Source organism: Mesorhizobium sp. L48C026A00 (genome assembly GCF_000502375.1).
Classification (GTDB): domain Bacteria; phylum Pseudomonadota; class Alphaproteobacteria; order Rhizobiales; family Rhizobiaceae; genus Mesorhizobium; species Mesorhizobium muleiense.
Window position 1 is genome coordinate 335,570 of sequence record NZ_AYWU01000006.1, and the last position, 24,248, is coordinate 359,817.

Here is a 24,248-nt window from a genome sequence, read left to right on the forward strand (position 1 = left end):
TCCGGTCCCCACTTTTCGCTGGCGCGGACCTTCGGCTCGGGATCATGCACTAACCTGCCGCCAGCCGCTTGAGCTTGGCGATGGCAGCGTCCGGGCTTTCGCCATAAGCGATGGTGCCGGCGAAATCGCCCCTGGCGTTGAGCAGCAGCACCGAAGCGGTGTGGTCCATCGTGTAGTCGCCGTCGCCGGTATCGACCTTTTTCGAATAGATGCCGAAGGATTTGGCCATGGCGCGGACCTTGTCCGGGTCGCCAGTGATGCCGAGGATGCGATCGGAGAAGTTGCTGATATAGGCGTTCATGATTTCGGGCGTGTCGCGCTCCGGGTCGACCGTCACGAAATAGGCGCGCAGGTTCTTGCCATCGTCACCCATCGTCTTCAGCCAGCCGGCCAGTTCGAACAGCGTGGTCGGGCAGACTTCCGGGCAGTGGGTGAAGCCGAAGAAGACGACGCTAGGGTGGCTGCGAAAGGCAGCCTCGGTGATCGGGGCGCCCTTCTGGTCGACCAGCGTGAACGGCGCGCCGAACGGCTCGCCGCCATAATGCCCGCGGTACCATTCAAAGGTGAGCCAGCCGATGCCCGCCGCCATCAGGACGAGAATGCCGACCAGTATTGAACGCATCATCAATTGGCTGTCCGTCGCTATTTTCATCGGCGCCGTATCGGCGCCTTTGGAGCTTGTTGGGCGAACACTCTTAACGGTTTGATCTCGCTCGCGCAAAGATGTCGCGTTGCCGCAACCGGCTTTCTCTTAAAAAATGATCCGCTTGCAAAGTGCTGCCGCCCGTCCCACCTGAGGTCGGCAAAACTCGAACGGCAGGAGGCTTTCTTGCAAGGACTGATTGGGCAAGGACTGATTGGGCAAGGACTGATTAGGCGAAAACTGATCGGCGGCGCTTTGGCCGCGTGCCTTGTCATCGGTGCTGGTGCGGCTGTCGCCCAGGAGGTCGGCAAGGTCGGCGTCGACTGGCTCGGCAACGACATCATCGTCGAGGCGATCAAGGACCCGAAGGTTGAAGGCGTGACCTGCCATGTCTCCTATTTCGACCGTGGCGTGATCGATCGCCTGCAAAAGGGCAACTGGTTCGAGGACCCATCCGATTCCTCGATCGCCTGCCGCCAAACCGGGCCGATCACCATCGGCGACATCGACATGAGCGAGGCCGGCGAGGAGGTGTTCAAGCAAGGCATCAGCCTGATCTGGAAGAAACAGGTGGTGAACCGCATCTACGATAAAGCCAACGAGACCCTGATCTATCTGTCGCATTCGCGCCAGGTGCAGGACGGTTCAGCGAAAATGTCGGTCACCACGGTACCGCTCTATGGCCAGAACGTGATGTGGACCAACGGCAAGCCGAAATAGGCTCTGGAAACAGGTGACGGACGATTGCTCCCGCTTGCGGGACTAACCGCTCGGGCGTAAAGCCGCCGGGATGGACCGTCCCGAAAACCTCGTCCTGAAAGTCCCCGAGCCGCGGATCCACCCGACCGCGGAGTTGAAGGCATGCAAGCTTGGGCGCTACGCCTCAATCGGCGAGCGGGTCATATTGCGCGAAGTCATAGTCGGTGACTTCTCCTATTTCGAGCGCCACGCCGAGGCGATCTACACGACAACAGGCAAGTTCTGTTCGATCGCCGCCAACAGCCGTATCAACGCGCTCGAGCATCCGATCGAACGGTTGACCCAGCACAAGATCAGCTACCGGCCAAACGAGTATTTCCGCTGGCTCGGCGTCGACGCCGGATTTCGGGAGCGACGGCGGGCGACGCCCGTCACTATCGGCCACGACGTCTGGATCGGTCATGGTGCGGTGATCATGCCTGATGTGACCATCGGCAATGGCGCGATCGTCGGCGCCAATGCGGTGGTGACGCGCGATGTACCTGCCTATGCGATCGTCGCCGGGGTTCCGGCCAAGCCGCTGCGCCAGCGTTTTGCCGAGAAAACCGCTGCGCGGATTGAAAGCCTCGGCTGGTGGGACTGGTCGGTCGAAAAACTCGCCAGGGCCATTCCCGACATGCAGGCGCTTTCCATCGAGGCCTTCCTCGACCGCTGGGAGCACGAAATCCCCTGATCCTTGCGGCTCTCTGAACGGCTACGTCGGTGAAAGGAGGGAACCCGGAGCGGATGCTGGTTGTTTCTCCTGCCATGATAGAGAAGCATTTCACCAGGATCGCCAACTATGTTGCGCATCTAGCCGGTCTGCCGTCGACATTCGCCGTCTGTTTCCTGATCATTGTTGCCTGGGCGGCAAGCGGACCGATGTTCGGGTTTTCCGATACGTGGCAGCTCATCATCAACACCGGCACGACGATCGTCACCTTCCTGATGGTGTTCCTCATCCAGAACACCCAGAACCGCGATGGCACGGCGATTCAGACGAAACTCGACGAGTTGATCCGGGTCGGCAAAGCTCACAATACCTTTATCGGCATCGAGCACCTGACCGAATCCGAGGTCAAGGAGATCCGTAGAAAATGTGAACAGGCGGCAAAACGGCATGATAGGGCGGTCAAGAAAGCCACTGGGCAAAAGCGCGGCTCGAAGACACATGCGGCGTGAGCGTCAGCTTTCCATGAACGCCGCGAAAGCGTCCTTGTGATCCGGGTGCCAGCGCGACAGAGCAGGGCGGTTCTCGATGATGTCGCCGATTGCCCAGGCCATGCGCTTTTCGTCCATAGGCCGCGTCGCCTCGTTGTCGGGGCACAGGATGTAGAAGTCGCCACGCACCAGCGCGGCCAGCATGAAGTCGATCACCTGCTCGCCGGACCAGGCGCCGGCGGGCTTTTCGGTCGCACCTTCGGTCAGGCCGGTAAAAGTGAACCCCGGAATGAGCAGATGCGCAGCAATCTTTCCGCCGGGCTCGTTGCGCAACGCATGTGCCAGGCCTTCGGTGAAGGTCTTCACGCCTGATTTGGAGACGTTGTAGGCAAGGTTGCCGGGCGGCGTGGTGATGCCTTGCTTGGAGCCGGTGTTGACGATCAGGCCCGATTTTCCTGCAGCCAGCATGCGTGGCACGAAGGCCTCCACGCCATGGACGACGCCCCAGAAATTGATGTCCAGCAGCCGCTTCCAGCCGTCGCGGTTCTCCCAGGGCTTGCCGGGATTGTTGCCGACGCCGGCATTGTTCATCAGCAGCGACACGCCGCCGAAGGCATCGAAAGCCTTTTCGGCCAGCCGGCCGACCTCCTCGGCTTTCGAGACATCGGTGGCGACAGCAAGCACGGCACTGTCGCCGGCAATCGTAGCAACGGCGCGGGCAGCCTCGTCGAGCCGCGCGCCGCCGATATCGGCCAGCACGATTTTCAGGCCCATTGCCGCCAGCCGCTTGGCCGCGGCAAGGCCGATGCCGCTGGCGCCGCCGGTGATGACGGCAACGTTGCCGGAGCCAAGGGCAGGCAAAGCGCTCTGGATTTCGGCGTCGGTGGTCATCGATAGTGTCCTCGTTCAGGTTGCGCCGAACTTAACGCGGCGACAGGCTCGCGCAAGCCCCGTTTGGGCGCCCTTGGGTTGACCACATCGGCAGGCGCTGCGCATGCTGTCCGCGTAAGAAGGAGATTACCGATTGACCGACTGGATCGAGATCCTGAAAGAACAGACCGCCACCGGCGACCAGATGAGCCGTGAGGTGCCGCAAATGCTTGCCAATCCCGACATCAGCGAAGCGCAAGTGAGAACGCTGTTTTCGGCGCTCGAAAAGCAGGCGGAGTTCGTCGAGAAGCTGCGCATGGCGCTGGAAAAATTCGGCCATGATTTTTCGGTGATCAAGGCGGCCGAGCGGCTGGAGGAGCGCTATGCCGACCTCGCTGCCTCGGTGGCCGAAAAGCTGAAGGCAATGCGGGAATAGGGCGGACCTATTTTTCGATCTCCTTTCGAAACGCTTGTCCAGCACGAACCAGATCATGGCAACCAGCCATAGAGCGCGACGCCAATCCATCGATTGACGAAAGTTCAGCGCGATGCGGCATGTAGAAGACCACGACACGCGGCCACGATCAGTCGCTGTCGCGCGCGATCAGCTCCAGCGGCCAGACCTCACGGATGATCCGCGCGCCTTCGGGGCCGGCGAAGGCGGGGATCGACGCCAGCAACATTTCTGCAAGCCGCCGTCCCATCGGCTCCAGACGAGGGCGGAAGCCGGTCAGTGCCGGTGAAAAATAGCGGCAGAGCGGCGTGTCGACGATGACGATCACCGCAATGTCGTGGCCCGGCTTGATGCCCATCTCGGCCAGCGCCTTGCAGCCGCCGAGTGCCATAGCGTCATTGTTGAAGATGATGGCGGTCGGCGGGTCCTTGGAGCGCATGACCTGCGGCGTCACCGCGTCGCCGCCGGCCTCGTTGATGAAGCCTTTCGCGATCAGCCCGGGGTCGACCTCGATGCCGTGCCGCCGCAAGGCCTTGCGATAGCCGGCCAGGAACAGATAGCCGAAATTGAGGTTGAGGGACGGGCGGATGGCGGCGATGCGGCGGTGGCCGCGCGCCACCAGGCGGTCGACCGCGTCGGCCCCGGCTTTTTCGAAATCAAGGTCGAGCGACGGGTAGGTCTTGCCGCCGGAGCGGCTGCGGCCGAGCGTCGCGAACGGGAAGCCGACCCTGGTCAGATAATCGATGCGCTCGTCCTCGCGACGCGTATAGGCCAGCACCACGGCGTCGGCCCGGCGCGTCTCGACCACCCGGCGCAGGCGCTCCTGCTGGTAGTCGCCCGGCGCGCCCATCACCACGATCAGGTCGAGCCCGCTTTCGGCGAGTTTCGCCTGCAGCCCGGTCAGGAACGGAATGAAGAACGGCTCGCCATATTGCTGGTCGCCCGGGTGCGGCTGCAGCATGAAGGCGATCGAGTGGGTGGCGCCGCGCCGCAGGCTGCGGCCGGACTGGTTCGGCGAATAGTTCAGCTTTGCCGCCGCATCGAGCACGCGCTGGCGGGTGTCGGCATTGACGTCGGCACGGCCGTTGAGCGCGCGCGACACGGTGCCGATCGAAATGTTCAGGTGACGCGCAAGGTCGTGAATGCTGGACGCCAAAGGACAGTTCTCCCCCTTGCCTGGCTATCATCGACCGCTCTTCAGGCCAAGGTGATCAAGGTGATTTTCGCGAGCGGCCAATTGACATTCTACGCCTTCCGGTGTGTTCTCGTAAACGTTTACGGAAAAACGTTTACGGTCATGCCGTGAATGCCGTGACGACCGGTCTGGAGGGGCCGAGCGGAGGAGGAGCGCTGGATGATGAATGTCGTCCTGGTCGGCTGCGGAGCGATGAGCAAGCACTGGCTCGATGCGGCGAGGCAGATCGACGGGTTGGCTATTGTCGGCCTTGTCGACCTCGACGCCGACAGGGCGAAGGCAAGGGCGCGCGAATACGAGCTTGCCGGCGCCATTGTCGGGACCAATCTTGACGCAGTGCTCGACCAGACCAAGCCCAACGCTGTGTTCGACGTCGTGGTTCCGGCGGCCCGGCGCGATGTCGCGCTTTCGGCCTTTGCCCATCATTGCCATCTCCTGACGGAGAAGCCGCTGGCTGACAGCCCGGAGAACGCGCGCGCCATCGTCGAGGCTGCCCGACGCGCCAGGCGCGTGCACGCCGTCGTCCAGAACCGCCGCTATGTCGCCAACGTCAGGCGCATCAGGCGTTTTCTCGATTCCGGCGCCATCGGTGCGCCAACCAGCATCCACGCCGAATTCTTCGTCGCGCCGCATTTCGGCGGGTTTCGCGAGGAGATGCGCCATGTCCTGCTGCTCGACATGGCGATCCATACTTTCGACGCCGCCCGCTACATGGTCGGCGGCGCGCCGGCCAGCGTCTACTGCCAAGAATGGGAGCCGGTCAATTCCTGGTACCGGCAGGGATCGTCGGCCACCGCAATCTTCGAGCTCGGCGGCGGCAAGCTGTTCACCTATGCCGGCTCCTGGTGCGCCGACGGGTTCCGCACCAGTTGGGAGAGCACATGGCGCATCGTCGCCGAGCACGGCAGCCTGGTCTGGGACGGTGAGGACGGGCTGAGGGCGGAAGTCGCGCGGCCTATCCGTGAAGGCCTGTTCGATCGCACAGAGCCGCTCGCCGTGCCGCCGCTCGATCCCAATGACCGCATCGGCGGCCATCTCGGCATCATCCAGGATTTTGTGCGCGCCGTCGAAACCGGCAGCGAGCCGGAGACGCGTGGCGCCGACAACATCAAGAGCCTGGCCATGGTCTTCGCCGCGATCGAAAGCGCCGAAACCGGGCGCCGGGTCGCGATCGCACAGGAAGGGTGACGATGCCAAACCCGCTTCTCGACATCAGGATCGGCACCATGATGCGGGCCAATCTCGATGACCCGGCCGCCTATATCGAGGCCATCCTGCCGCTCGGCTTCGAAAGCATCCAGCCCTTCTTCTGGCAGACGCTGGGCGGCAAGGATCTTCCGCGGCTGGCCGGCCAGATCCGCGAGGCGATCGGCGACGCCGACGTCGTCGTCTCCTCGCTCGGCGTCTTCGGCAATCCGCTGGAGAGCGGCGATGTCGATCGCGGCGTGCTTGATGCCTGGGAAACGGTCATCGACCATGCGCATCTGTTCGGCACCGCGATGGTCAGCGGCTTCACCGGCCGCCTCCGCGGCAAGCCGCTGCCCGACAGCCTGCCGCGCTTCCGCGAGGTCTGGGGACCACTGGCCCGGCGCGCCGCCGACAAGGGCGTGCGCATCGCCTTCGAGAATTGCGCGATGGACGGCAACTGGGCTGATGGAGACTGGAACATCGCCCACAATCCGGACGCCTGGGAGCTGATGTTCAACGAATTGCCAGACGACAATCTCGGCCTGGAATGGGAGCCCTGCCACCAGCTCGTCTACCTGATCGATCCAATCCCGCAGATCCGCAAATGGGCGCCGCGCATTTTTCATGTCCACGGCAAGGACGCGACGGTGCGCTGGGACGTGATCCGCGAGCATGGCGTGTTCGGCCGGCTGCCGTTCGTGCAAATGCGCACGCCTGGCTTCGGCGACAGCGACTGGACGCGGGTGATCAGCGAATTGCGGCTGGCCGGATACAGGGGCGCCATCGACATCGAAGGCTGGCACGACCCGGTCTATCGCGGCGACCTTGAGATTACAGGGCAAGTTCGGGCGCTGGACTACCTCAAGCAATGCCGGGGAGGTGCGACGTATCTGCCGAACCCGGCGTGAGGCTAATGCATGTCGCGCAAAAGCATGCCCTCGGGCCTGACCCAAGGGTGTGCAGCGGTTTTGCGACAACGACATGCATCAAACAGGGAGCCGGCCAGCGAAGCATTGCGGCGAGAAGCCGAAGCATTCGTCGAAGACCCCTCGGCTTGCGAGGGAACAAAGGGAGGAACGTGCATGAGCATCACGATGAGAAGGACAGTTCTGCGCTCGACCGTCATGGCGGCCGCCACGGCGCTCGCCGCCGCAATCTCCACCTTGCCTGCCCAGGCGCTCGAGGCCCAGTGGTGCAAGGACGTCCACATCCGCTTCTTCGTCGGCGGCGCCGAGGGCGACGCCTTCGGCACCATCGTCTACAATGGCGCCAAGCAGGCCGAGGCCGATCTTGGGCCGAAGGTCGACTACATCTTCTCCCAGTGGGATGTCGAGAAGATGGTGCAGCAATTGCGCGAGGCCGTCGCGGTCAAGCCCGGCGGCATCGCCATGATGGGCCACCCGGGCGATGCTTCGATCATGCCGCTGGCCGAACAGGCGCACAAGGACGGTATCAGGATGATGTACCAGAACGTGCCGGTGCCGAAGGTCACGGGAGCGTTCGGCGGCGGCTATGTCGGCGCCCAGCAGGAAGAGCAGGGCCGCGCGCTCGGCGCCGAGGCGTTCAAGCTGGCCGGGCTCAAGGCCGGCGACAAGGCGATCATGATCGGCCCGTTCGAGAACGAGAGCCGCGGCGCGCGCGAGCGCGGCACGGTCGCCGCCCTGAAAGAGGCGGGCGTCGAGGTCATCCAGCTCTCCTCGCCGCCGAGCGGCGAATGGGCTTCCGACCCTAATCTGGCCATTCCGGTGATTACCGCAGCACTCCTCAACAATCCCGATGTCAAGGCGGTTGGCTATCCCGGCGGACAGATGCTGGGCAACGTCCCGACCTACATGCAGGCGGCGGGCAGGAAGGCTGGCGATATCTTCAATTTCGGCTTCGACACCAGCCCGCAGATCGTCGAGGGCTTCAAGGGCGGCTGGGTCCAGCTGACGGCCGACCAGCAGCCGTTCCTGCAGGGTTATCTGCCGATCCTCAGCCTCTGCCAGCAGGTGGTGCTGGGCCTGGCGCCAATGAATGTCGACACCGGCGCCGGCTTCGTCACGCCTGACAATTACGAGATCGTCGCCGAACTCGCCAAGCAGGCGCTGCGCTGACCTTTTGACACGGCTGCCGGTCTTCCGACCGCAGCCGGAACCAAGTGAGGATCGCCATGGCAGAACGCCTTATAGAGCTGCGCGACATCAGCAAGTCCTACGGTCAGGTCTATGCGCTGGGTGGGGTCAATCTCAGCGTCGACCGCGGCGAGGTGGTCGGCCTGATCGGCGACAACGGCGCCGGCAAGTCGACGCTGATCAAGATCCTCTCCGGCGTGGTCAAACCGACCAGCGGCGAGATCCTCATCCGCGGCCAGCCGGTGACCGGCTGGAGCGCCGCGCGCTCGCGCGACGCCGGCATCGAGACGGTATTCCAGGACCGGGCGCTGGCCGTGCAGCAGACGATCGTGCGCAACATCTTCATGGGCCGCGAACTCACCGGCTTTCTCGGCTGGCTGAAGGTCAACAAGGAAATCGAGGAGGCGAGCCGGCTGATGCGCGAGATCGGCTTCACCTCGAAAGTGTTCACGCCGCAATCGATCGTCGGCCAGCTTTCCGGCGGCGAACGCCAGGGCGTGGCGATCGCGCGGGCAATCTACAAGCAGGCCGACCTGATCATCCTCGACGAGCCGACGACGGCGCTGTCGCTGACCGAGACCGCCAAGGTCTTCCATTTCGTGCGCCAGGTGCGGGCGAGCGGACGGTCGATCCTGTTCATCGGCCACAACATCCACCACGTCTTCGATATTGCCGATCGTTTCGTCGTGCTGGACCGCGGCAAGGTCGCGCTCACCGCCGACCGCAGGCAGGTCAAGTCGGCCGAAGACCTCATCAACTTCATGGAAGACGTCGCGCATCCGGGCGGATTGCCGGGACTGCACGACGCCGGCGACCCGGAGCAGAGAGCACGATGAGCAAGACGATGGAGCCCGATCGGCACGAGCCGTCCGCAGGCATCTCCCGTCCCGGCAATGCCCGGAAAGAGTGGAAACACCCATCCGATCACTGGATGCGCGGCTTCATCCTCGACAACCGCGCCGCACTCGGCACGCTTGCCGTGTTCGTGGTGATGATGACGGTGTTCATGATCGCCAACCCGACCGTCTTCACCACCTGGTATCTCTACAGTTCCGTGCTCACCACGCTGCCGGTTGCACTGTTCGTGGTGGTGCCGCTGGTCTTCGTCGTCACCTGCGGCGAGATCGACCTGTCGTTTCCGGCGACGATGGGTTTTGCCTCATGGGTCTTCGCGCTGGTCGTGCAGGCCGGCTACGACCCGTTTCTCGGCATCGCCGCCGCTATTGCAACGGGCACGTTGCTCGGCTTCCTGGTCGGGTCGCTGGTCGTCTATGGCGGGCTGTCGTCGCTGATCGCCACGCTCGGCATGAATTTCCTGCTGCGCGGCCTGATCCAGATCATCAACGAAGGCAGGTCGACGGCGCTGACCAGCCTTGCCGACAGCTGGGCCTACAAGATCTTCTCCAGCCAGATCTACGGCATCCCGGTGCAGATCTTCTGGGCCATCGGCTTCGTCGTGCTGTCGGCGCTGCTCTACAACAGGCATCGCTTCGGCGCGCAGGTGAAGGTGGTCGGCGACAATCCCGACAGCGCCCAGCAGATGGGCATCGACGTCAAGCGCGTGCGGGTGAAAGTATTCGTCTTCGTCGGCATCGGGGCGGCGATCGCCGGCACCTTCTCGGTGATGATCAACTTCACCTGGTGGCCGACGGCTGGCGACGGCTATTTGCTGCCGGTGCTGGCATCGGTGTTCGTTGGCGGCACGCCGACCTGGGGCGGCGTCGGCACCGTGGTCGGCGGCGCCATCGGCGCCGTCACCGTGTCATTCATCCAGACCGGCGTCGTCGCGGCAGGCCTGAGCGGCTTCTATGTCCAGTTCTTCAACGGGCTGATCATCATCCTGTCGCTGCTCGGCCACAAATGGAACCAGGCGCGGTATCGGTGAGAGGGACGCTCAAACCCCGGTAACAAACCCGTCCAGCACGCGTTTCTGGCCGGCCTTGTCGAAGTCGATGGTCAGCTTGTTGCCGTCGATGGCCGAAATGTTGCCGTTGCCGAATTTCTGGTGGAAGACGCGGTCGCCGACATTGAAGGGGGATGGCGTGTCGGCGACGGATTTGGCGACCAGCTCGCCGTCGATGGTGCGGCCCTTGATCGAGGTGCGGCCGGCGCCATAGCCACTGTCGGTCTCGCCATAGCCGATGCGCTCGACCTGGTGGCCGGAGCGCGAGCCCCAGTTGCGGTCGGTCGCCTCGGTGCGGTTCTGCTGCGCGCGCTGCCAGCCCGGCGTTGCATAGGCGCTGGAGAAGGCGCCGGATTTTTCTGCGCCGACATTGTCGAAGCGCGAAGCGCCGTAAGGATTCTGCCGTCCTGCCGCCTGGCCGCCCCGTCCGGAGGCGAAGGAGCCGCCGCCATAGGCATTGCCGTAGCCGCCATAGGAGTTGCCGCTCTCGGCGACCTCGACATGGGCTTCCGGCAATTCATCGAGGAAGCGCGACGGGATCGTCGATTGCCACAGGCCGTGGATGCGGCGGTTGGAGACGAACCACAAATGCAGGTTCTTCTTGGCGCGGGTCAGCCCGACATAGGCCAGCCGCCGCTCTTCCTCCAGCCCGGAGCGGCCGCCCTCGTCGAGCGCGCGCTGATGCGGGAACAGTCCTTCCTCCCAGCCGGGCAGAAAAACCGTCTCGAATTCGAGGCCCTTGGCCGAATGCAGCGTCATGATGTTGACGGCGTCGAGCTCGGCGTTCTGCTCGGCGTCCATCACCAGCGCTACATGTTCGAGGAAGGAGCGCAGCGATTCGTACTCCTCCATGGAGCGGATCAGTTCCTTGAGGTTTTCCAGCCGGCCGGGCGCTTCTACCGAGCGGTCGTTCTTCCACATGTCGGTGTAGCCGCTCTCCTCCAGGATGGTCTCGGCCAGCTCGGTGTGCGGCGTGGTCTCCAGCGCCTTCTGCCAGCGCTCGAAATTGGCGGCGACTTCGCGCAGCGCTGCGCGCGGCTTTGGCTTCAGCTCGTCGCTCTCAGCGAGTTTTTCTGCAGCCTCCAGCATCGGGATGCGCAGCGCCCTGGCGGTGTCGTGGATCTGGCGGATGGTGGCTTCGCCCAGCCCGCGCTTCGGCACGTTGACAATGCGCTCGAAGGCGAGGTCGTCTGCGCCTTGCGCGACGACGCGGAAGAAGGCGAGGGCGTCGCGGATTTCGAGGCGCTCGTAAAAGCGCGGGCCGCCGATGACGCGGTAGTTGAGGCCAAGGGTGACGAAGCGGTCCTCGAACTCGCGCATCTGGAAGGACGCGCGGACAAGAATGGCCATATCGTTGAGATTGTGCTTCTGCCGCTGGTAGGCCTCGATGGTTTCGCCAACGGCGCGGGCCTCTTCCTCGGAATCCCAGGCGGCATGGACATGCACCTTCTCGTCGTCCTCGGCGATCTTTTCGGTGAACAGCGTCTTGCCGAAGCGGCTTTCATTGTGGGCGATGAGGTGGGAGGCGGTGCCGAGGATGTGCGCGGTGGAGCGGTAGTTGCGTTCCAGCCGGATGATCGTGGCGCCGGGGAAATCCTTGTCGAAGCGCAGGATGTTGTCGACTTCGGCCCCGCGCCAGCCATAGATCGACTGGTCGTCGTCGCCGACGCAGCAAATGTTGACTTTATTTTCGCTCACGGGCTGTTCCGCGCCTGCCGGCGCGGGCCCGACCCCCCTTTTTTGCGCGCCTTCGGCGTCGCGGGAGGGGCCTCGCAAGGGCTCGGACGCCCGGTCGGGCTTGCGGCCTTCGGCCGTTTGCAAACCTGTTGATGTTGAAGCTCGTCCGGCATCCGGCCGCTGCGCCAGCAGCCGCAGCCACATGTATTGGGCGGTGTTGGTGTCCTGGTACTCGTCGACGAGGATGTAGCGGAAGCGCTTGTGATATTCCTTCAGCACGTCCGGATTGGCGCGGAAGATACGGATCGGGTGGCACAGGAGATCGCCGAAGTCGCAGGCGTTCAGCGTCTTCAGCCGCTCCTGATAAGCCTTGTAGAGTTCGCGCCCCTTGCCGTTGGCGAAGGCGCGGGCGTCGCCCTCGGCAATCTCGGCGGGGCCAAGCCCCTTGTTCTTCCAGCCGTCGATCATCTGGGCGAACTGCTTGGCCGGCCAGCGTTTGTCGTCCAGTCCTTCGGCCTGGATGAGCTGCTTGATCAGGCGCACGACGTCGTCGGTGTCGAGAATGGTGAAGTCGGATCTGAGCCCGGCAAGTTCGGCGTGGCGGCGCAGCAGCTTCACTCCAATCGAGTGGAAGGTGCCGAGCCACGGCATGCCCTCGACATTGCCTTCGCCGATCAGCAGGCCGATGCGCTGCTTCATCTCGCGCGCCGCCTTGTTGGTGAAGGTGACGGCGAGGATCTGCGACGGGAAGGCCTTGCCGGTGGCGAGGATGTGAGCGATGCGGGTGGTCAGCACGCGCGTCTTGCCTGTGCCGGCGCCGGCCAGCACCAGCACCGGACCCTCGGTGGTTTCCACCGCCAGCCGCTGCTCGGGGTTGAGCCCGTTCAGATAATCGGGCGCATTGGCATGGCCGCTGCGGGCAGCCATGGCGCGCGCAGCAATGCCCGACGGGGCCACGGGCCGCGCGTTCGGTTCATCAAAAAAAGGCATATCTTCCGAAAAGCCGGACATCTCCCCCGAATGTAGTGATTCGGCAGCGAAAGGCCAGAAGTGTCTCCGTTTTGTTCTCTGTCCAGCCGGGGGAGTTGCAAATCCTATGGCACGCCAGCCATAGCGCCGGCCTGCTCGACAGGCACGGCGGGTCGGAGCAAGTGGGACAGCGCACCAGTCGAACGGTGTCATCCTGGACCAGCCGCCGGTCTGGCGGACCTGCGCTCGCGTCAGCAGCGCCTCACCGATCCGTGACTGGACCGTGCGGGCTTCTACCCTATCTTGCGCGGCGGACATGTTCCCGAAGCCGAGGAGAGCGCCATGACAAAACCGAGCCCTGCCAACCCCGCCGTCAACAGACCCGCCATTACCCAGGCTATGATCGACGCGTATGACGAATACACGCATCTGACGCTCGACCGGCGGCGCTTCATGGAACAATTGACCAGGCTTGCCGGATCAGGTGCGGCGGCCGCCGCAATCGCGCCGCTGCTGGCGGCGAATTCAGCCCGGGCGGCGATAGTTGCCGAGGACGATTCACGCGTGACGGGCGAGGACATCAGCTATCCCGGCAGCGGTGGCGAGATGAAAGGCTATCTGGTCAAGCCGGCTGGCCAGTCCGGCAAGCTCGGCACCGTCATCGTCGTGCATGAGAACAGGGGGCTCAACCCGCATATACGCGATGTGGCGCGGCGCGTGGCGCTGGAAGGCTTCGTGGCGCTCGCCCCGGATTTCCTGTCGCCGCTCGGCGGCACGCCGGCCGACGAAGACAAGGCGCGCGAGCAGTTTTCCAAGCTCGATCCGGCGCAAACCACTGCCAATGCGGTCGCAACGGTCGCTTTCCTTAGGGGCAGCGAGGATGGCAACGGCAAGGTCGGCGCGGTCGGCTTCTGCTGGGGCGGCGCCACGGTGAACACACTGGCTGCCAATGCGCCGGATCTGGCTGCCGCTGTCGCCTATTACGGCATGCAGCCGAAGGCCGAGGATGTGCCGAAGATCAAGGCGGCGCTGCTGCTGCATTATGCCGGGCTCGACACCCGCATCAATGCCGGTATCGACGCCTTCAGGAAGGAGCTCGATGCAGCCGAAGTCGAGTACACGATCCATGTCTATGAAGGCGCCAATCATGCCTTCAACAATAACACGTCGGCGGCTCGCTACGACAAGAACGCGGCGGACCTCGCCTGGGGCCGGACGATCGCCTTTCTCAAGGAGAAGCTTGCCTGATCAGGCATTTGCCGGTTTGTGAAAAGCGACGCCGGCCACCACCAGCGCGATGCCGATGCAATCGGTTGGGCTGGGTATCTGGCGGAGCACAATGACGCCGATCAGCGTGGCGGTGACCGGCAGCAACGACAGCATCAGCGCGAAGCTCGGTCGCGGCAGCCGCGACATGGCAAGCTGGTCGCAGATATAGGGGATGACCGAGGAGCAGATGCCGACGCCGATGGCGGCGATGAGCAGTGGCGGCGCCGAGAAAGCCGGCAGCGCATCGGTGAAGCCGATCGGCAGCACGATGAGGAAGGCGACCGCCATGGCAGCGCCCAGGCCGGCGATGCCCTCGCCAGCGCCGGCGCGGGAAACGCGATGGCCAAGCACGATGTAGCCGACGAACAGCGCGCCGTTGAGGAAGGCCCAGAACAGGCCAATCGGGTCGCTTGACCATTTGACGTCGATCAGCAGCAAGGTGCCGGTGACGGCGACGGCAAGCGCTGCGAGGTTGCGCGGGCTTCTGACGCCGACCAGCGCAACGCCGATGGTGCCGACGAATTCGATCGCCGCGACCAGCGAGATCGGCAAGCGGTCGAGTGCCAGGTAGAAGGAGCAATTCATCACGCCGAGGCAGGCGCCAAAACCGAGAAGCAGCAGCAATGTCGGCCTGTCGGCGCGGGCGAAGGCCGTCCACGGCCGGGTTAGCGGCGCGAAGACAAGGGCGGCCGTGACGATGCGCAGCCAGGCCATGCCGAGCACGCCGACATGCGGGAAGAGCAGCACGGCGAAAGCCGGCCCGAGATAATGAAACACAGCGCTGACACCGAACCAGACATGCGGCGGCAGCGATGTCGCCAGCCTGCCAAAGACAGGGCCGGCGAGGGCAGGGATAGCAGCTGGGGCTTGCGCTTGATCGTCCATATGAGCATTATCGCAGGCAATTTACCTGTTTATATGGGTAACGGCCAGCCAAAGAGATAATTTGTTCTCCTAAACAAAGGAGTTTTCCTGAAACGCCTTCGAAACGAAAATGTTGATCTGGATGCGGCGGATCTGAAAATCCTGCGCCTGCTGGAAAAGGATGCGCGCACCAGCACCGCTGAACTGGCGCGCTCGGTCGGCCTGTCGGCGCCGAGCGTGGCCGAACGCATCAAGCGGCTGCACGAGAGCGGCGTGATCGAGGCCTACACTGTTCGGATCAACCCGGCCGCGCTCGGCATGAAGCTGTCGGCATGGCTGCGGATCAGGCCGGTGCCCGGGCAGTTGGCTGCGGTCGCCGAGATCATCCGCGACTTGCCGGAAATCGCCCAGTGCGATCGGGTGACCGGCGAGGACTGTTTCATCGCGCTGGCGCATGTCGGTTCGGTGGCCGAACTCGAACGGGTGATCGACCGCATCATTCCGTTTGCGATGACCAACACCGCAATCATCCAGTCGTCGCCGGTGGTGGCGCGTTCGCCGCTGGCGGCAGTGAAGCAGCCGCCGTGATGCTGAAGGGCGAGTGAGCATTTGTCAGCAAGGCCATTGGCAAAGCTGCCGATCTCCACCGCAAGGGGGAGAGCGGACTTCGCTTCGGCTTTCGCCAACGACCGACGTTGGAAGGCAAGCGGGGCGGGGCAACCGGAAAGTATTTCTTTCCGCACCGGTCAGGCGTGGCCGCGCTTTATCCGCGCTTGCTTCAGGATGGCGCGCCAGCGGATCATGGCGAAAGGGATCGGCTCGTTGTTGTTGGCGATGGTAAAAATTTCGTAGTTGAGGTTCTTCAGCGATCGCCAGAAATCATAGTCGCTGATGCGTGGGTCGGCCGCCAGCCTGTCCGCCTCGACCTTGATATCGGTTTTCATGCACGTTCCCCGAACCGCTTCAGCCCCGCCGCCCGTATCGCAATGCGGACGGTTCTCGAACGCCGCGCTGAGTCGTTCAACGCCTCAATTCGGCTTGTTCACGTTAAAACCCTGGTAAGGTTAACGGCGGTCTGACTGCGGTTCAAGCGTCCTGCGACGAATACCGATCGAACGGCCGGCGCGCTCAGGCATCGGCAGCGCCGCATGGGCGGCGCGCATGACTTCGACCTTGGCCAGGACATCGGCCGGGAAGGGCGCCACCTTCGGTCCGGACATGTCGACATGCAGCGACAATGATTCGGACGTGGCAGCGAGCCAGCCGTCGACATGGCGGATTTCCTGGTAGGCTCGCAGCCGCTTGTCGTCATGGTCGAGCAGCTGGAACGAGACATCGACCTTGTGGTCGAGATGCAGCTCCCTGACATAGCAGACATGGACTTCCGCCGTGTAGATGGTCAGCCGGCGCTGCTTCGCATAGTCCGGCCCCATCCCCATTATTTCGAACGCTTCGTCGGAACAGCGGTCGAACAGCACGTTGTAATAAGCCATGTTGAGATGGCCGTTATAGTCGATCCAGTCTTTTTCGATGGCCATGGGAGCAGAGGCGAAGGGGGCAGGGATGGACATCGAAACTTCCTTCTGGCTGGACAGGACGTGGTTGGTGAGACTAGAGCGACGTGCGTCCAATTGGACGCACAAAGTACGCTCTAGCACATTGAATCTTCGCATCGTGCTTTCCGAAAATCGATTTCGATTTTCGGGCCGATGCGATAGGCATCCATAAGTCCATAGCAAGGGTGGACGCTGGTCCATTCGCGGAGGAATAGATGGCTCTGAGCGACCTCAATCCGGTCGAGCGCAACGAAGAAGGCATCGCCGCGGTGCTCGGCATCCTGAAGCAGCGGCTCGGCGAGCGGTTCCAGACCGGGCAGGCGATCCGCGCCCAGCACGCGCATACCACCACCTACATTCCAACCCAGGCGCCGGACGGCGTGGCATTCCCGCAGACGACGGCGGAGGTGCAGGAGATCGTGTCGGCCTGCGCTGCGCACCGCGTGCCGGTGATCGCCTTCGGCGTCGGCTCCTCGCTGGAGGGCCACACCAACGCGCCGGGCGGCGGGATCTCTGTCGATACGTCGCGGATGAACCGCATCCTCGCGGTCAACCCGCAGGATCTCGATTGCACGGTTGAGCCCGGTGTGACGCGCGAGGATCTCAACCGGCACCTGCGCGACACCGGCCTGTTCTTTCCGATCGATCCGGGCGCCAATGCATCGCTCGGCGGCATGGCGGCGACGCGGGCGTCGGGCACCAATGCCGTGCGTTACGGCACGATGCGCGAGAATGTATTGTCGCTAACGGCGGTGATGGCCGACGGCGAAACGGTGACGACCGGCAAGCGCGCAAAAAAGAGCTCGGCCGGCTACGATCTGACGCGGCTCCTGATCGGCTCCGAAGGCACGCTCGGCATCATCACCCAGCTGACGCTTAAGCTGCAGGGCATTCCGCAGGCGATTTCCGGCGGCGTCTGTCCGTTTCCCAGCGTCGAGGCGGCCTGCAATGCGGTGATCGCGACAATCCAGATGGGCATTCCGGTGGCGCGCATCGAACTGGTCAATGCGCTGCAGATGCGGGCGATGAAGAGCTATTCGAAACTCGACTATCCCGAAAGCCCGTGCCTGTTCGTCGAATTCCATGGCAGTGATGCCGGCGTTGCCGAGCAGGCCGAAACCTTCGGCACGATCGCCGAAGAATATGGCGGCGGACCATTCCTGTGGACCAGTGTCGCCGAGGAGCGGACGAAGCTGTGGAAGGCCAGGCACGACGCCTATTGGTCGTCGCTGACGCTGCGGCCGGGCGCCAAGGGGCTGTCGACCGACGTCTGCGTGCCGATCTCGCGCTTTGCCGAATGCGTCACGCAAACCGAAGCCGACATCGCCGAGATGGGGCTGATCGCGCCGATCGTCGGCCATGCCGGTGACGGCAATTTCCATGTGCTGGTGCTGATGGACGCGGACGATCCGAAGGAAATCAAGCAGACGGAAGAGTTTGTCGCGCGGCTGAACATGCGGGCGATCGGCATGGATGGAACCTGCACCGGCGAGCACGGCATCGGACAAGGCAAGATCGGCTTCCTGCGCCATGAACTCGGCCACAGCGTCGACATCATGCGCACGATCAAGCAGGCGCTTGATCCGCAGAACATAATGAACCCTGGGAAGATACTGCCGACCGACTAAAGTCTTTTGCTCTTGGGGCGATCGATTTGCCTCTTTATCGACACGCTGATGCGGGTAGAGTGCGGCTGATTTTCAATCGACTGCTTGGGGGTTGATGCTCGCACGTTTGTTCGTGTTCTTCGGTGGCTTTTTCGTGCTGGTGCTGTGTGCGGCGCTGGTGGTGCCGTATTTTATCGACTGGACGGGCTACCGGGCCGATTTCGAGCGCGAGGCGAGCGCCATTCTGGGCCGCAAGGTCACCGTTCAGGGCGATGCAACGGCGAAATTGCTGCCGTTTCCCTCGGTGACCTTCTCGAATGTCACTGTCGCCGGCGGCCCCGGCGGCCGGCCGGCAATGACCGTCGAGACCTTTTCGATGGATGCCGAACTGGCGCCCTTCCTGAGCGGCGAGGTGCTGATCTTCGACATGCGGCTGGTGCGGCCGAAGGCGACGATCGACATTGCCGCCGACGGCACGGTCGACTGGGCGATACGCCCGTCCTCGCCCTACGATCCCAGCCAGATCTCGATCGAGAAGCTGACGGTGACCGACGGAGAGATCGCGCTGCGCCATGCCGCCGGCGGCCGCAGCCATCGTCTTTCCGAGATCAATTCGACAATCTCTGCCAGATCGCTGGCCGGACCCTGGCGGATGGATGGTTCGCTGCGGCTCGACGGCCTGCGCAGCACGGTCGTCGTCTCCACCGGCAAGGCCAGTGGCGACGGACAGTTGCGGCTCAGGCTCAAGGCCGATCCAGACGCCTATCCGCTGGTCATCGAAGCGGATGGCAATGCCGGCATTGTCGATGGGGCCGCGATCTATTCGGGCCAGTTTAGGGTCACAAGCTCTGACAGGAATGGCGACAAGCGTTTGCCGCAGCTTGACGGCACCGACGGTGAGAAGGCCAGCGCCGGCAAGCCGGAACCGGGGTTCAGATTGAACGGCAAGTTCTCGCTAGACCACCGGAAGCTTGGCGTCGACGAATTCCGCTTCGAGACCGGGCCACTCGACAATCCCTACACCGCCGACGGCAAGGCTGCCGTCGACCTTGGGCCGAACCCTCGCTTTTCAATCGAGGCCGATGGCGCTCAGGTGCAGTTCGATGAAGCCGTCGGCGCCGCGACCGGACTGACGCTGTCCGAGCGCGTCGCGGCGTTGGAGCAGGCGCTGCTCGCCCTGCCCAAGCCGACCATACCGGGCACCGTCGAGGTGAAGCTGCCGGCGGTGGTGGCCGGCGACACGACGGTTCGTGACGTGCGCCTTTCGGCCGAGCCGGCCGATGCCGGCTGGTCGGTGAAGTCGCTGGGCGCGACGCTCCCGGGCCGCGCCAGGCTGGAAGCAAACGGCATGCTCAGTCTCGAGGATCAGTTCGGCTTCAGCGGTTCGCTGCTTCTGGCCGTGGGGCAGCCTTCCGGCTTCGCCGCCTGGCTGTCGAAGGATGTCGACGAGGCGATCCGCCGGCTTCCGGCCGCCGGCTTCAAGGCCAAGGTCGACCTGTCCGGGAACCGCCAGGCCTTCAGCGACCTCGAACTCGTTCTCGGCAAGGCGAAATTTTCCGGCCGCATCGATTCCAGCCAGGGCGAAGACGCCAGGCCGTCGGTGCTGATGCGGCTCGACGGCGGCGAGCTCGACGTCGACGGGCTCGCCGCCTTCGCCTCGATCTTCATCAGCGACAAGGGCGCCAACCGATTTTCCGACCGCGACCTCGATTTCCAGATCAAGGCCGGGCCGGTCAGCGCCGGCGGACTGACCGCCGATACGGTCGATACGGCGCTCAGGCTGCGCGACGGGCTGCTTGAAATCGACCGGCTCTCGGTCGGCGGACTTGCCGGCGCCTCGATCAGCGCCACCGGCCGGATCAAGGATTTCCCAGCGAGCCCGACCGGCAAGCTCGATGCCTCGGTGGTCGCCGTCGATCTCAAGCCGTTGGTCGATGTCGCGGCGAAGCACTATCCCGACAATGCCGTGCTGAAAGGGCTGGCGGGGCGTGTCGCCGCATATCCCGAGCTGTTGCAGAATGCGCGCATCGATCTGGTGACAAGTGCCGCCGCCAATGGCGACGGCACGACGGGACTGGCGGTCAGCGCGCAAGGCAGGGCAGGCGGCTCGGCGTTTTCAGCATCGCTGTCCGGCAAAGGACTGGCCGATCGGCTTCTCGAGGCGCCGGTGTCGTTGACCTTCAACGCCAGGAATACCGACGCCACCGCGCTTCTGGCGCTTTACGGCCTGCCGGCGCTGCCGCTCGGCATGCTTGGCGAGGCGACTACTGATGTTTCGGCGAAAGGCACGCTTGGCGGCGGCATGGCGACGAGCTTCAACCTGACCGGCGACGATTTCAAAGCCGGTTTCGACGGGACGATCGCCAGCGCGCCACAAGGCGCCACCGCCAAGGGCAAGATCAGCCTGGAAGCCGCCGATATCGAGCCGTGGCTGATGACGACAGGCGTCGGACTGCCGGGCCTGGGGACAGGCATGTCGACTTGGCTTGCGGCCGACGCCGACTTCGGCAACGGCCGTCTGGTGCTGTCCAGCCTCAGCGGCGCCATCAACGAGGCTGCGGTTTCCGGCGACCTCAATGTCGGCGTCGCCGACGGGCTGCCGCATCTTGCCGGCGCGCTGGCGCTCGATGATCTGGATCTCGACCCGATGGCGGTGGCAGTGTTTGGCGACCAGGCCTTTCTGGGCTCCGGCAAGGCTTGGCCGGCCGCCCCATTCAGCCAGAAACCCATCCTGCCGTTCACCGCCGAACTCGAGTTGACCACGGCGTCGCTGGTCGCCGGCCCGTTGGCCACGGCCTATGACGCGGCGCTTTCGCTGAAGCTCGACCACGAAGGCATCCGCGTTTCGGACCTCAAGGCAAAGTTCGCCGGCGGCGCGCTTTCCGGACTGTTCGAGCTGAAGAACAATGACGGCACCGGGTTTTTCTCCGGCCAGCTGAAACTTGCCGGCGCCGATCTGGCCACCGTGCTGCCAGAGACTGGCATCAGCGGAGCCGGCGATTTCTCGGCGGCGCTCTCGACCAGTGGCAAATCGGTCGATGCGATGGTTGCGGCGTTGTCCGGTTCCGGCACGGCGGCGCTGAAAGGCTTGACCATTGCCGGCGTCAATCCCGCCGCCTTTGGCGCCTTCATCGCCAAGGCCGACGCCATTGGGCGCGATATCGACGCGGCCAAGACCGCCGGCTTCGCGCCGCAGATCGCCGCGGACGGCAGTTTTCCGGCTGGGGATGCCGACATCGCCTTCACAATCGCTGGTGGCACGCTGAGGGCGCCGCCGGTCAATCTTGAAAATCCGGCGGCGACGCTGTCGGCCGACATCATGGCGGACCTGAAGGCCAGCATGGTCGCTGCCATTGGTTCGATCACTTATCAGCCGGGCGACGAAGCGCTGGTCGGCTCCGATCCGACCGTGAATTTCAGCGTTGACGGGCCGTTCGGCGCCGCGAAGCGGCGGTTCGACAGTGAGCCGCTGGCGCAGTTCCTGACCCAGCGCGCGCTGGAAAAGGAGCAGCAGCGGGTCGAGGCGATGCAGGCAGCGCTGCTTGAAAAGCAGCGGTTGCGGCGCGAGGTGCGTTACTACGCGGCCCTGCAAGCCGAGCGCGACAGGGCAGCCGAAGAATTGCGCAAGCAGCAGGAGGCGGCGCGGCTGAAAGCCGAGGCAGATGCCAGGGCGAAAGCCGAAGCCGAGGCAAAGGCTAAAGCCGAAGCGGAGGCGAAGGCCAAGGCGGATGCGCAGGCGAGGGCTGAAGCCGAGGCTAAAGCCGAAGCCGAGGCGCAGGCGAAGGCTGAAGCCGAGGCCAAGGCTAAGGCGGATGCCGAAGCGAGAGCCAAGGCGGCGCAAAAAGCGGCGGACGAGGCGGCGAAGGCCGAGGAACAGCGACGTCGGAAAGCGGAAGAGGCGAGGCGGGCGGAAGAGGCGAGGCGGATCGCTGCGGAACAAAAGGCAAGGCTCGACGCCGAGCGCAGGGCCGCCGCCGAGCAGGCGCAGAAAATCGAGCGGGCGCGTCAGCCGCCGACCAATGACAACCCGCCGCCATCAGGATCCGCGCCAAAACCCACGCTTGAACCCTCGTCGATCGACAATCTGCTGAAGTCGCTCGGCGGCGGATAGCCCCTAGCTATCCATCCGGGCTAGACCGGTTTCATCCCTCGCTTCGCCCAATCCAGGACGTAGAGCCTGAGCGCCGAGGACAGGTTGGCATCGCGCGGCCGGGCCTCGTCGATTTCGGCGACGAGGGCGGCGAGAGTCAGTTTGCGTGCGGCGGCGATGGCGACGAGATCGTCGAAAAACGGCTTTTCGAGCGAATAGCTGGTGCGATGGCCGCGAATGGTCACCGAGCGTTTCTCGACCGGGCTCACCGGACCTGACTCATTTCACTTCAGGCATCGGACTTGTCCGAAAACCCCGCCGCATTTTTCGGTCTGACTTCAGGGCAATCCGCATCGCCCGAGGTTTCGCGGCGATGGCCGGCGACAAACCTTTCTGCCTTGTCGGCGATCGAACGGTCACGCTCCCGGTCGGCCTTGGAGCGGCCGTACAGCGCCCGGTTCTGTTCGGCCAGGCGCTCCTGCTCGGCTCGTGCCTTCTGCTTGCGGGCCTGGCGGAGGTTGACGATGTCGGCCATGTCGCGCGGCCCGTCGGATCACTTCTTGCGGAAGGCGTCGAGCGATACCACTTCGGCGCCCTTGGCGGCGGCGTCGGCTGCGGCCGGCTTCTTTTCGGCCTCAGCGGTCTTCTTCTTCTCGGGCTTTTTCTCGGCGACGACCGCCAGCGGTTCGGAAGCGGGCTTGCCGGTCAATTCCCCTTCTGCCGAGGTTTCCGTCTTCACGTCGAATTCGAGCTCGAAATTGACGGACGGGTCGTAAAAGCCGCGCACGGCCGAGAACGGGATTTCCAGCTTTTCCGGCACGTCGGAGAAAGACAGCCCGACCTCGAAGCCGGTGTCGGTCACCTTCAGGTCCCAATACTGGAACTGGATGACGATGGTCATCTGTTCGGGATAGCGCTCCCGCAAGCGGGAAGACACGCGCACGCCGGGGGCGCCGGTCAGGAAAGTGATGAAGAAATGATGGTTGCCGGGGAGGCCGGTGCGCGCGACTTCGGCCAGGACCTTGCGCATGACGCCGCGCAGTGCCTCCTGGGCCAGAATGTCGTAGCGAATGTGGTCGTCGGCCATGTCGCTGTCGGGTTCCGTTGAATCGTCCGCATAGCTGTAATCAAGCTTGAGCGCGGCGTAAACCGGATATAGATGCCGGCAGCACAGATGCGAGAGGGCATGCCTCAGATTTTATCGCTTAGGCGCCAGCGAGCGCGCTGTGCTTTTGCGCATCGGCCGCCGGCTGCCGCTTGGCGAAGGCGCGCAGGAAGGTGCGCACGCCATGTGTCGCGGATTGCAGCACTTCATCATCGGTCGGCGTGCCGCCGAGCATGAAGGTCGTCTGCAATTCGGCATTGGCGAGGGCCTGGAACTGGCGCGCCGCGACATCGGGGTCCTCGATGTCGAGGAAACCGGCATGGGCGAGGCGGGCGAAACGGGCGGCGATCGCCGGCCATGTCCTGCCCGGTCCCAGTTCGCGCCATTCGGCAAACAGCTCGGGATAGCGCTCGCCCTCGGTCTGGATCAGCTTGCGCAGGAACTTTCCGTCGCGGCTGCAGATACAGTTGCGGGTCATGCGCACGGCGAAGGCGATCAGATCGGCCTCGAGATCCTTCGGCTGGTCGGGAAAGGTTGAAATGGTGGCGAAGATGCCGGCATTGCAGCGCTCGGTGAGGTCGCGGACGATGGCGACGAAGAGTTTCTCCTTGTCGCCATGGTGATTGTAGATCGTCTGGCGCGACACGCCGGCCTCGGCGGCAATCATGTCGATATTGGCGCCGGCGAAGCTTTCGCGGCAGAACACCTCGCCGGCAGCGTCCATGATCGAGGCGCGCTTTGCCTCATGGCCGCGTGGCGGGATGCTGTCAGGAGAAACGTCGTGCTTCATGAAAACTATATATAGGTGATTGACGAATTAGACAAGAGTGTCTAAATTTATGGAC

General features: G+C 63.9%; 24 protein-coding genes. 13 read left to right on the top strand and 11 right to left on the bottom strand.

Features of this window, described 5'->3' with window-relative positions; genetic code table 11:
• Positions 1–49: 49 nt before the first annotated feature.
• Entirely contained in the window at positions 50–625 is a 576-nt protein-coding gene (locus X738_RS55575) for an SCO family protein (protein ID WP_023798758.1), read from the bottom strand.
• Positions 626–868: 243 nt separating this feature from the next.
• On the opposite strand from X738_RS55575, the gene X738_RS55580 reads away from it, so the two are divergent.
• The 3 genes from X738_RS55580 to X738_RS55590 all read left to right on the top strand — a co-directional run bounded on the left by X738_RS55580 (position 869) and on the right by X738_RS55590 (position 2,563).
• Complete coding sequence (locus X738_RS55580) at positions 869–1,363, top strand: CreA family protein (RefSeq protein ID WP_023798759.1); 495 nt, start codon at positions 869–871, stop codon at positions 1,361–1,363.
• A gap of 70 nt (positions 1,364–1,433) precedes the next feature.
• Entirely contained in the window at positions 1,434–2,075 is a 642-nt protein-coding gene (locus tag X738_RS55585) for a DapH/DapD/GlmU-related protein (RefSeq protein WP_023798760.1), read from the top strand.
• Between the two features lie 74 nt (positions 2,076–2,149).
• Positions 2,150–2,563 carry a low affinity iron permease family protein gene (locus X738_RS55590; RefSeq protein WP_031254749.1) on the top strand — a complete coding sequence of 138 codons (414 nt, stop codon included), beginning with the start codon at positions 2,150–2,152 and terminating at the stop codon, positions 2,561–2,563.
• A 3-nt stretch (positions 2,564–2,566) separates the two neighbouring features.
• Here X738_RS55590 and X738_RS55595 read toward each other — a convergent pair whose 3' ends face one another.
• Positions 2,567–3,433, bottom strand: a complete 867-nt coding sequence (locus X738_RS55595) for an SDR family NAD(P)-dependent oxidoreductase (RefSeq protein WP_023798762.1) — start codon at positions 3,431–3,433, stop codon at positions 2,567–2,569.
• A 133-nt stretch (positions 3,434–3,566) separates the two neighbouring features.
• Here X738_RS55595 and X738_RS55600 point away from each other — a divergent pair, with 133 nt between their 5' ends.
• On the top strand, positions 3,567–3,848 hold the full coding sequence (locus X738_RS55600; protein WP_023798763.1) for a hypothetical protein: 282 nt from the start codon (positions 3,567–3,569) through the stop codon (positions 3,846–3,848).
• A gap of 148 nt (positions 3,849–3,996) precedes the next feature.
• On the opposite strand, the gene X738_RS55605 is transcribed toward X738_RS55600, so the two are convergent.
• On the bottom strand, positions 3,997–5,022 hold the full coding sequence (locus tag X738_RS55605; protein ID WP_023798764.1) for a LacI family DNA-binding transcriptional regulator: 1,026 nt from the start codon (positions 5,020–5,022) through the stop codon (positions 3,997–3,999).
• Between the two features lie 198 nt (positions 5,023–5,220).
• Here X738_RS55605 and X738_RS55610 point away from each other — a divergent pair, with 198 nt between their 5' ends.
• The 5 genes from X738_RS55610 to X738_RS55630 all read left to right on the top strand — a co-directional run bounded on the left by X738_RS55610 (position 5,221) and on the right by X738_RS55630 (position 10,248).
• Positions 5,221–6,249, top strand: coding sequence for a Gfo/Idh/MocA family protein (locus tag X738_RS55610; protein WP_023798765.1), 1,029 nt, complete (start codon positions 5,221–5,223; stop codon positions 6,247–6,249).
• Positions 6,250–6,251: 2 nt separating this feature from the next.
• Positions 6,252–7,157 carry a sugar phosphate isomerase/epimerase family protein gene (locus X738_RS55615; RefSeq protein ID WP_023798766.1) on the top strand — a complete coding sequence of 302 codons (906 nt, stop codon included), beginning with the start codon at positions 6,252–6,254 and terminating at the stop codon, positions 7,155–7,157.
• A 174-nt stretch (positions 7,158–7,331) separates the two neighbouring features.
• Positions 7,332–8,345 carry a substrate-binding domain-containing protein gene (locus X738_RS55620; protein WP_023798767.1) on the top strand — a complete coding sequence of 338 codons (1,014 nt, stop codon included), beginning with the start codon at positions 7,332–7,334 and terminating at the stop codon, positions 8,343–8,345.
• A gap of 56 nt (positions 8,346–8,401) precedes the next feature.
• A complete protein-coding gene (locus X738_RS55625; RefSeq protein ID WP_023798768.1) occupies positions 8,402–9,199 on the top strand; it encodes an ATP-binding cassette domain-containing protein in 798 nt (265 codons plus the stop codon).
• On the top strand, positions 9,196–10,248 hold the full coding sequence (locus tag X738_RS55630; protein WP_023798769.1) for an ABC transporter permease: 1,053 nt from the start codon (positions 9,196–9,198) through the stop codon (positions 10,246–10,248). Before X738_RS55625 ends, X738_RS55630 begins: the two co-directional genes overlap by 4 nt.
• A 9-nt stretch (positions 10,249–10,257) precedes the next feature.
• On the opposite strand, the gene X738_RS55635 is transcribed toward X738_RS55630, so the two are convergent.
• Positions 10,258–12,954, bottom strand: coding sequence for an ATP-dependent helicase (locus tag X738_RS55635; protein WP_023798770.1), 2,697 nt, complete (start codon positions 12,952–12,954; stop codon positions 10,258–10,260).
• 300 nt (positions 12,955–13,254) lie between these two features.
• Between X738_RS55635 and X738_RS55640 the strand changes: the two genes are divergently transcribed.
• Positions 13,255–14,160 (top strand): dienelactone hydrolase family protein, encoded by a 906-nt coding sequence (locus X738_RS55640; RefSeq protein ID WP_023798771.1) that lies wholly within the window; start codon positions 13,255–13,257, stop codon positions 14,158–14,160.
• Here the strand turns inward: X738_RS55640 and X738_RS55645 are convergent, their stop codons facing one another.
• Positions 14,161–15,066 (bottom strand): EamA family transporter, encoded by a 906-nt coding sequence (locus X738_RS55645; RefSeq protein ID WP_023798772.1) that lies wholly within the window; start codon positions 15,064–15,066, stop codon positions 14,161–14,163.
• A gap of 87 nt (positions 15,067–15,153) precedes the next feature.
• Between X738_RS55645 and X738_RS55650 the strand changes: the two genes are divergently transcribed.
• Entirely contained in the window at positions 15,154–15,633 is a 480-nt protein-coding gene (locus X738_RS55650; protein WP_023798773.1) for an Lrp/AsnC family transcriptional regulator, read from the top strand.
• Positions 15,634–15,791: 158 nt separating this feature from the next.
• On the opposite strand, the gene X738_RS55655 is transcribed toward X738_RS55650, so the two are convergent.
• Both X738_RS55655 and X738_RS55660 read right to left on the bottom strand, forming a co-directional pair.
• The gene (locus X738_RS55655; protein ID WP_023798774.1) at positions 15,792–15,989 is read right to left on the bottom strand and encodes a hypothetical protein; all 198 of its coding nucleotides are present in this window, start codon (positions 15,987–15,989) and stop codon (positions 15,792–15,794) included.
• A gap of 120 nt (positions 15,990–16,109) precedes the next feature.
• On the bottom strand, positions 16,110–16,616 hold the full coding sequence (locus X738_RS55660) for a thioesterase family protein (RefSeq protein WP_023798775.1): 507 nt from the start codon (positions 16,614–16,616) through the stop codon (positions 16,110–16,112).
• 200 nt (positions 16,617–16,816) lie between these two features.
• On the opposite strand from X738_RS55660, the gene X738_RS55665 reads away from it, so the two are divergent.
• Together X738_RS55665 and X738_RS55670 are read left to right on the top strand one after the other, a co-directional pair.
• Entirely contained in the window at positions 16,817–18,229 is a 1,413-nt protein-coding gene (locus X738_RS55665; protein ID WP_023798776.1) for an FAD-binding oxidoreductase, read from the top strand.
• A gap of 94 nt (positions 18,230–18,323) precedes the next feature.
• Entirely contained in the window at positions 18,324–22,319 is a 3,996-nt protein-coding gene (locus X738_RS55670) for an AsmA family protein (protein ID WP_023798777.1), read from the top strand.
• A 20-nt stretch (positions 22,320–22,339) separates the two neighbouring features.
• Here the strand turns inward: X738_RS55670 and X738_RS55675 are convergent, their stop codons facing one another.
• The 4 genes from X738_RS55675 to X738_RS55690 all read right to left on the bottom strand — a co-directional run bounded on the left by X738_RS55675 (position 22,340) and on the right by X738_RS55690 (position 24,193).
• Positions 22,340–22,567, bottom strand: a complete 228-nt coding sequence (locus X738_RS55675; RefSeq protein ID WP_023798778.1) for a ribbon-helix-helix domain-containing protein — start codon at positions 22,565–22,567, stop codon at positions 22,340–22,342.
• Between the two features lie 20 nt (positions 22,568–22,587).
• On the bottom strand, positions 22,588–22,833 hold the full coding sequence (locus X738_RS55680) for a DUF4169 family protein (RefSeq protein ID WP_023798779.1): 246 nt from the start codon (positions 22,831–22,833) through the stop codon (positions 22,588–22,590).
• An 18-nt stretch (positions 22,834–22,851) separates the two neighbouring features.
• On the bottom strand, positions 22,852–23,385 hold the full coding sequence (locus tag X738_RS55685; RefSeq protein WP_023798780.1) for an SspB family protein: 534 nt from the start codon (positions 23,383–23,385) through the stop codon (positions 22,852–22,854).
• A 118-nt stretch (positions 23,386–23,503) separates the two neighbouring features.
• Positions 23,504–24,193 (bottom strand): TetR/AcrR family transcriptional regulator, encoded by a 690-nt coding sequence (locus X738_RS55690; RefSeq protein ID WP_023798781.1) that lies wholly within the window; start codon positions 24,191–24,193, stop codon positions 23,504–23,506.
• Between the last annotated feature and the right edge of the window lie 55 nt (positions 24,194–24,248).

Coding starts and splice junctions, on each gene's coding strand:
- X738_RS55585 (WP_023798760.1), top strand. CDS start 1,434: ATGGACCGTCCCGAAAACCTCGTCCTGAAAGTCCCCGAGCCGCGGATC.
- X738_RS55575 (WP_023798758.1), bottom strand. CDS start 625: ATGATGCGTTCAATACTGGTCGGCATTCTCGTCCTGATGGCGGCGGGC.
- X738_RS55610 (WP_023798765.1), top strand. CDS start 5,221: ATGATGAATGTCGTCCTGGTCGGCTGCGGAGCGATGAGCAAGCACTGG.
- X738_RS55645 (WP_023798772.1), bottom strand. CDS start 15,066: ATGGACGATCAAGCGCAAGCCCCAGCTGCTATCCCTGCCCTCGCCGGC.
- X738_RS55690 (WP_023798781.1), bottom strand. CDS start 24,193: ATGAAGCACGACGTTTCTCCTGACAGCATCCCGCCACGCGGCCATGAG.
- X738_RS55670 (WP_023798777.1), top strand. CDS start 18,324: ATGCTCGCACGTTTGTTCGTGTTCTTCGGTGGCTTTTTCGTGCTGGTG.
- X738_RS55630 (WP_023798769.1), top strand. CDS start 9,196: ATGAGCAAGACGATGGAGCCCGATCGGCACGAGCCGTCCGCAGGCATC.
- X738_RS55685 (WP_023798780.1), bottom strand. CDS start 23,385: ATGGCCGACGACCACATTCGCTACGACATTCTGGCCCAGGAGGCACTG.
- X738_RS55665 (WP_023798776.1), top strand. CDS start 16,817: ATGGCTCTGAGCGACCTCAATCCGGTCGAGCGCAACGAAGAAGGCATC.
- X738_RS55680 (WP_023798779.1), bottom strand. CDS start 22,833: ATGGCCGACATCGTCAACCTCCGCCAGGCCCGCAAGCAGAAGGCACGA.
- X738_RS55595 (WP_023798762.1), bottom strand. CDS start 3,433: ATGACCACCGACGCCGAAATCCAGAGCGCTTTGCCTGCCCTTGGCTCC.
- X738_RS55640 (WP_023798771.1), top strand. CDS start 13,255: ATGACAAAACCGAGCCCTGCCAACCCCGCCGTCAACAGACCCGCCATT.
- X738_RS55660 (WP_023798775.1), bottom strand. CDS start 16,616: ATGTCCATCCCTGCCCCCTTCGCCTCTGCTCCCATGGCCATCGAAAAA.
- X738_RS55590 (WP_031254749.1), top strand. CDS start 2,150: ATGATAGAGAAGCATTTCACCAGGATCGCCAACTATGTTGCGCATCTA.
- X738_RS55625 (WP_023798768.1), top strand. CDS start 8,402: ATGGCAGAACGCCTTATAGAGCTGCGCGACATCAGCAAGTCCTACGGT.
- X738_RS55620 (WP_023798767.1), top strand. CDS start 7,332: ATGAGCATCACGATGAGAAGGACAGTTCTGCGCTCGACCGTCATGGCG.
- X738_RS55615 (WP_023798766.1), top strand. CDS start 6,252: ATGCCAAACCCGCTTCTCGACATCAGGATCGGCACCATGATGCGGGCC.
- X738_RS55635 (WP_023798770.1), bottom strand. CDS start 12,954: ATGTCCGGCTTTTCGGAAGATATGCCTTTTTTTGATGAACCGAACGCG.
- X738_RS55655 (WP_023798774.1), bottom strand. CDS start 15,989: ATGAAAACCGATATCAAGGTCGAGGCGGACAGGCTGGCGGCCGACCCA.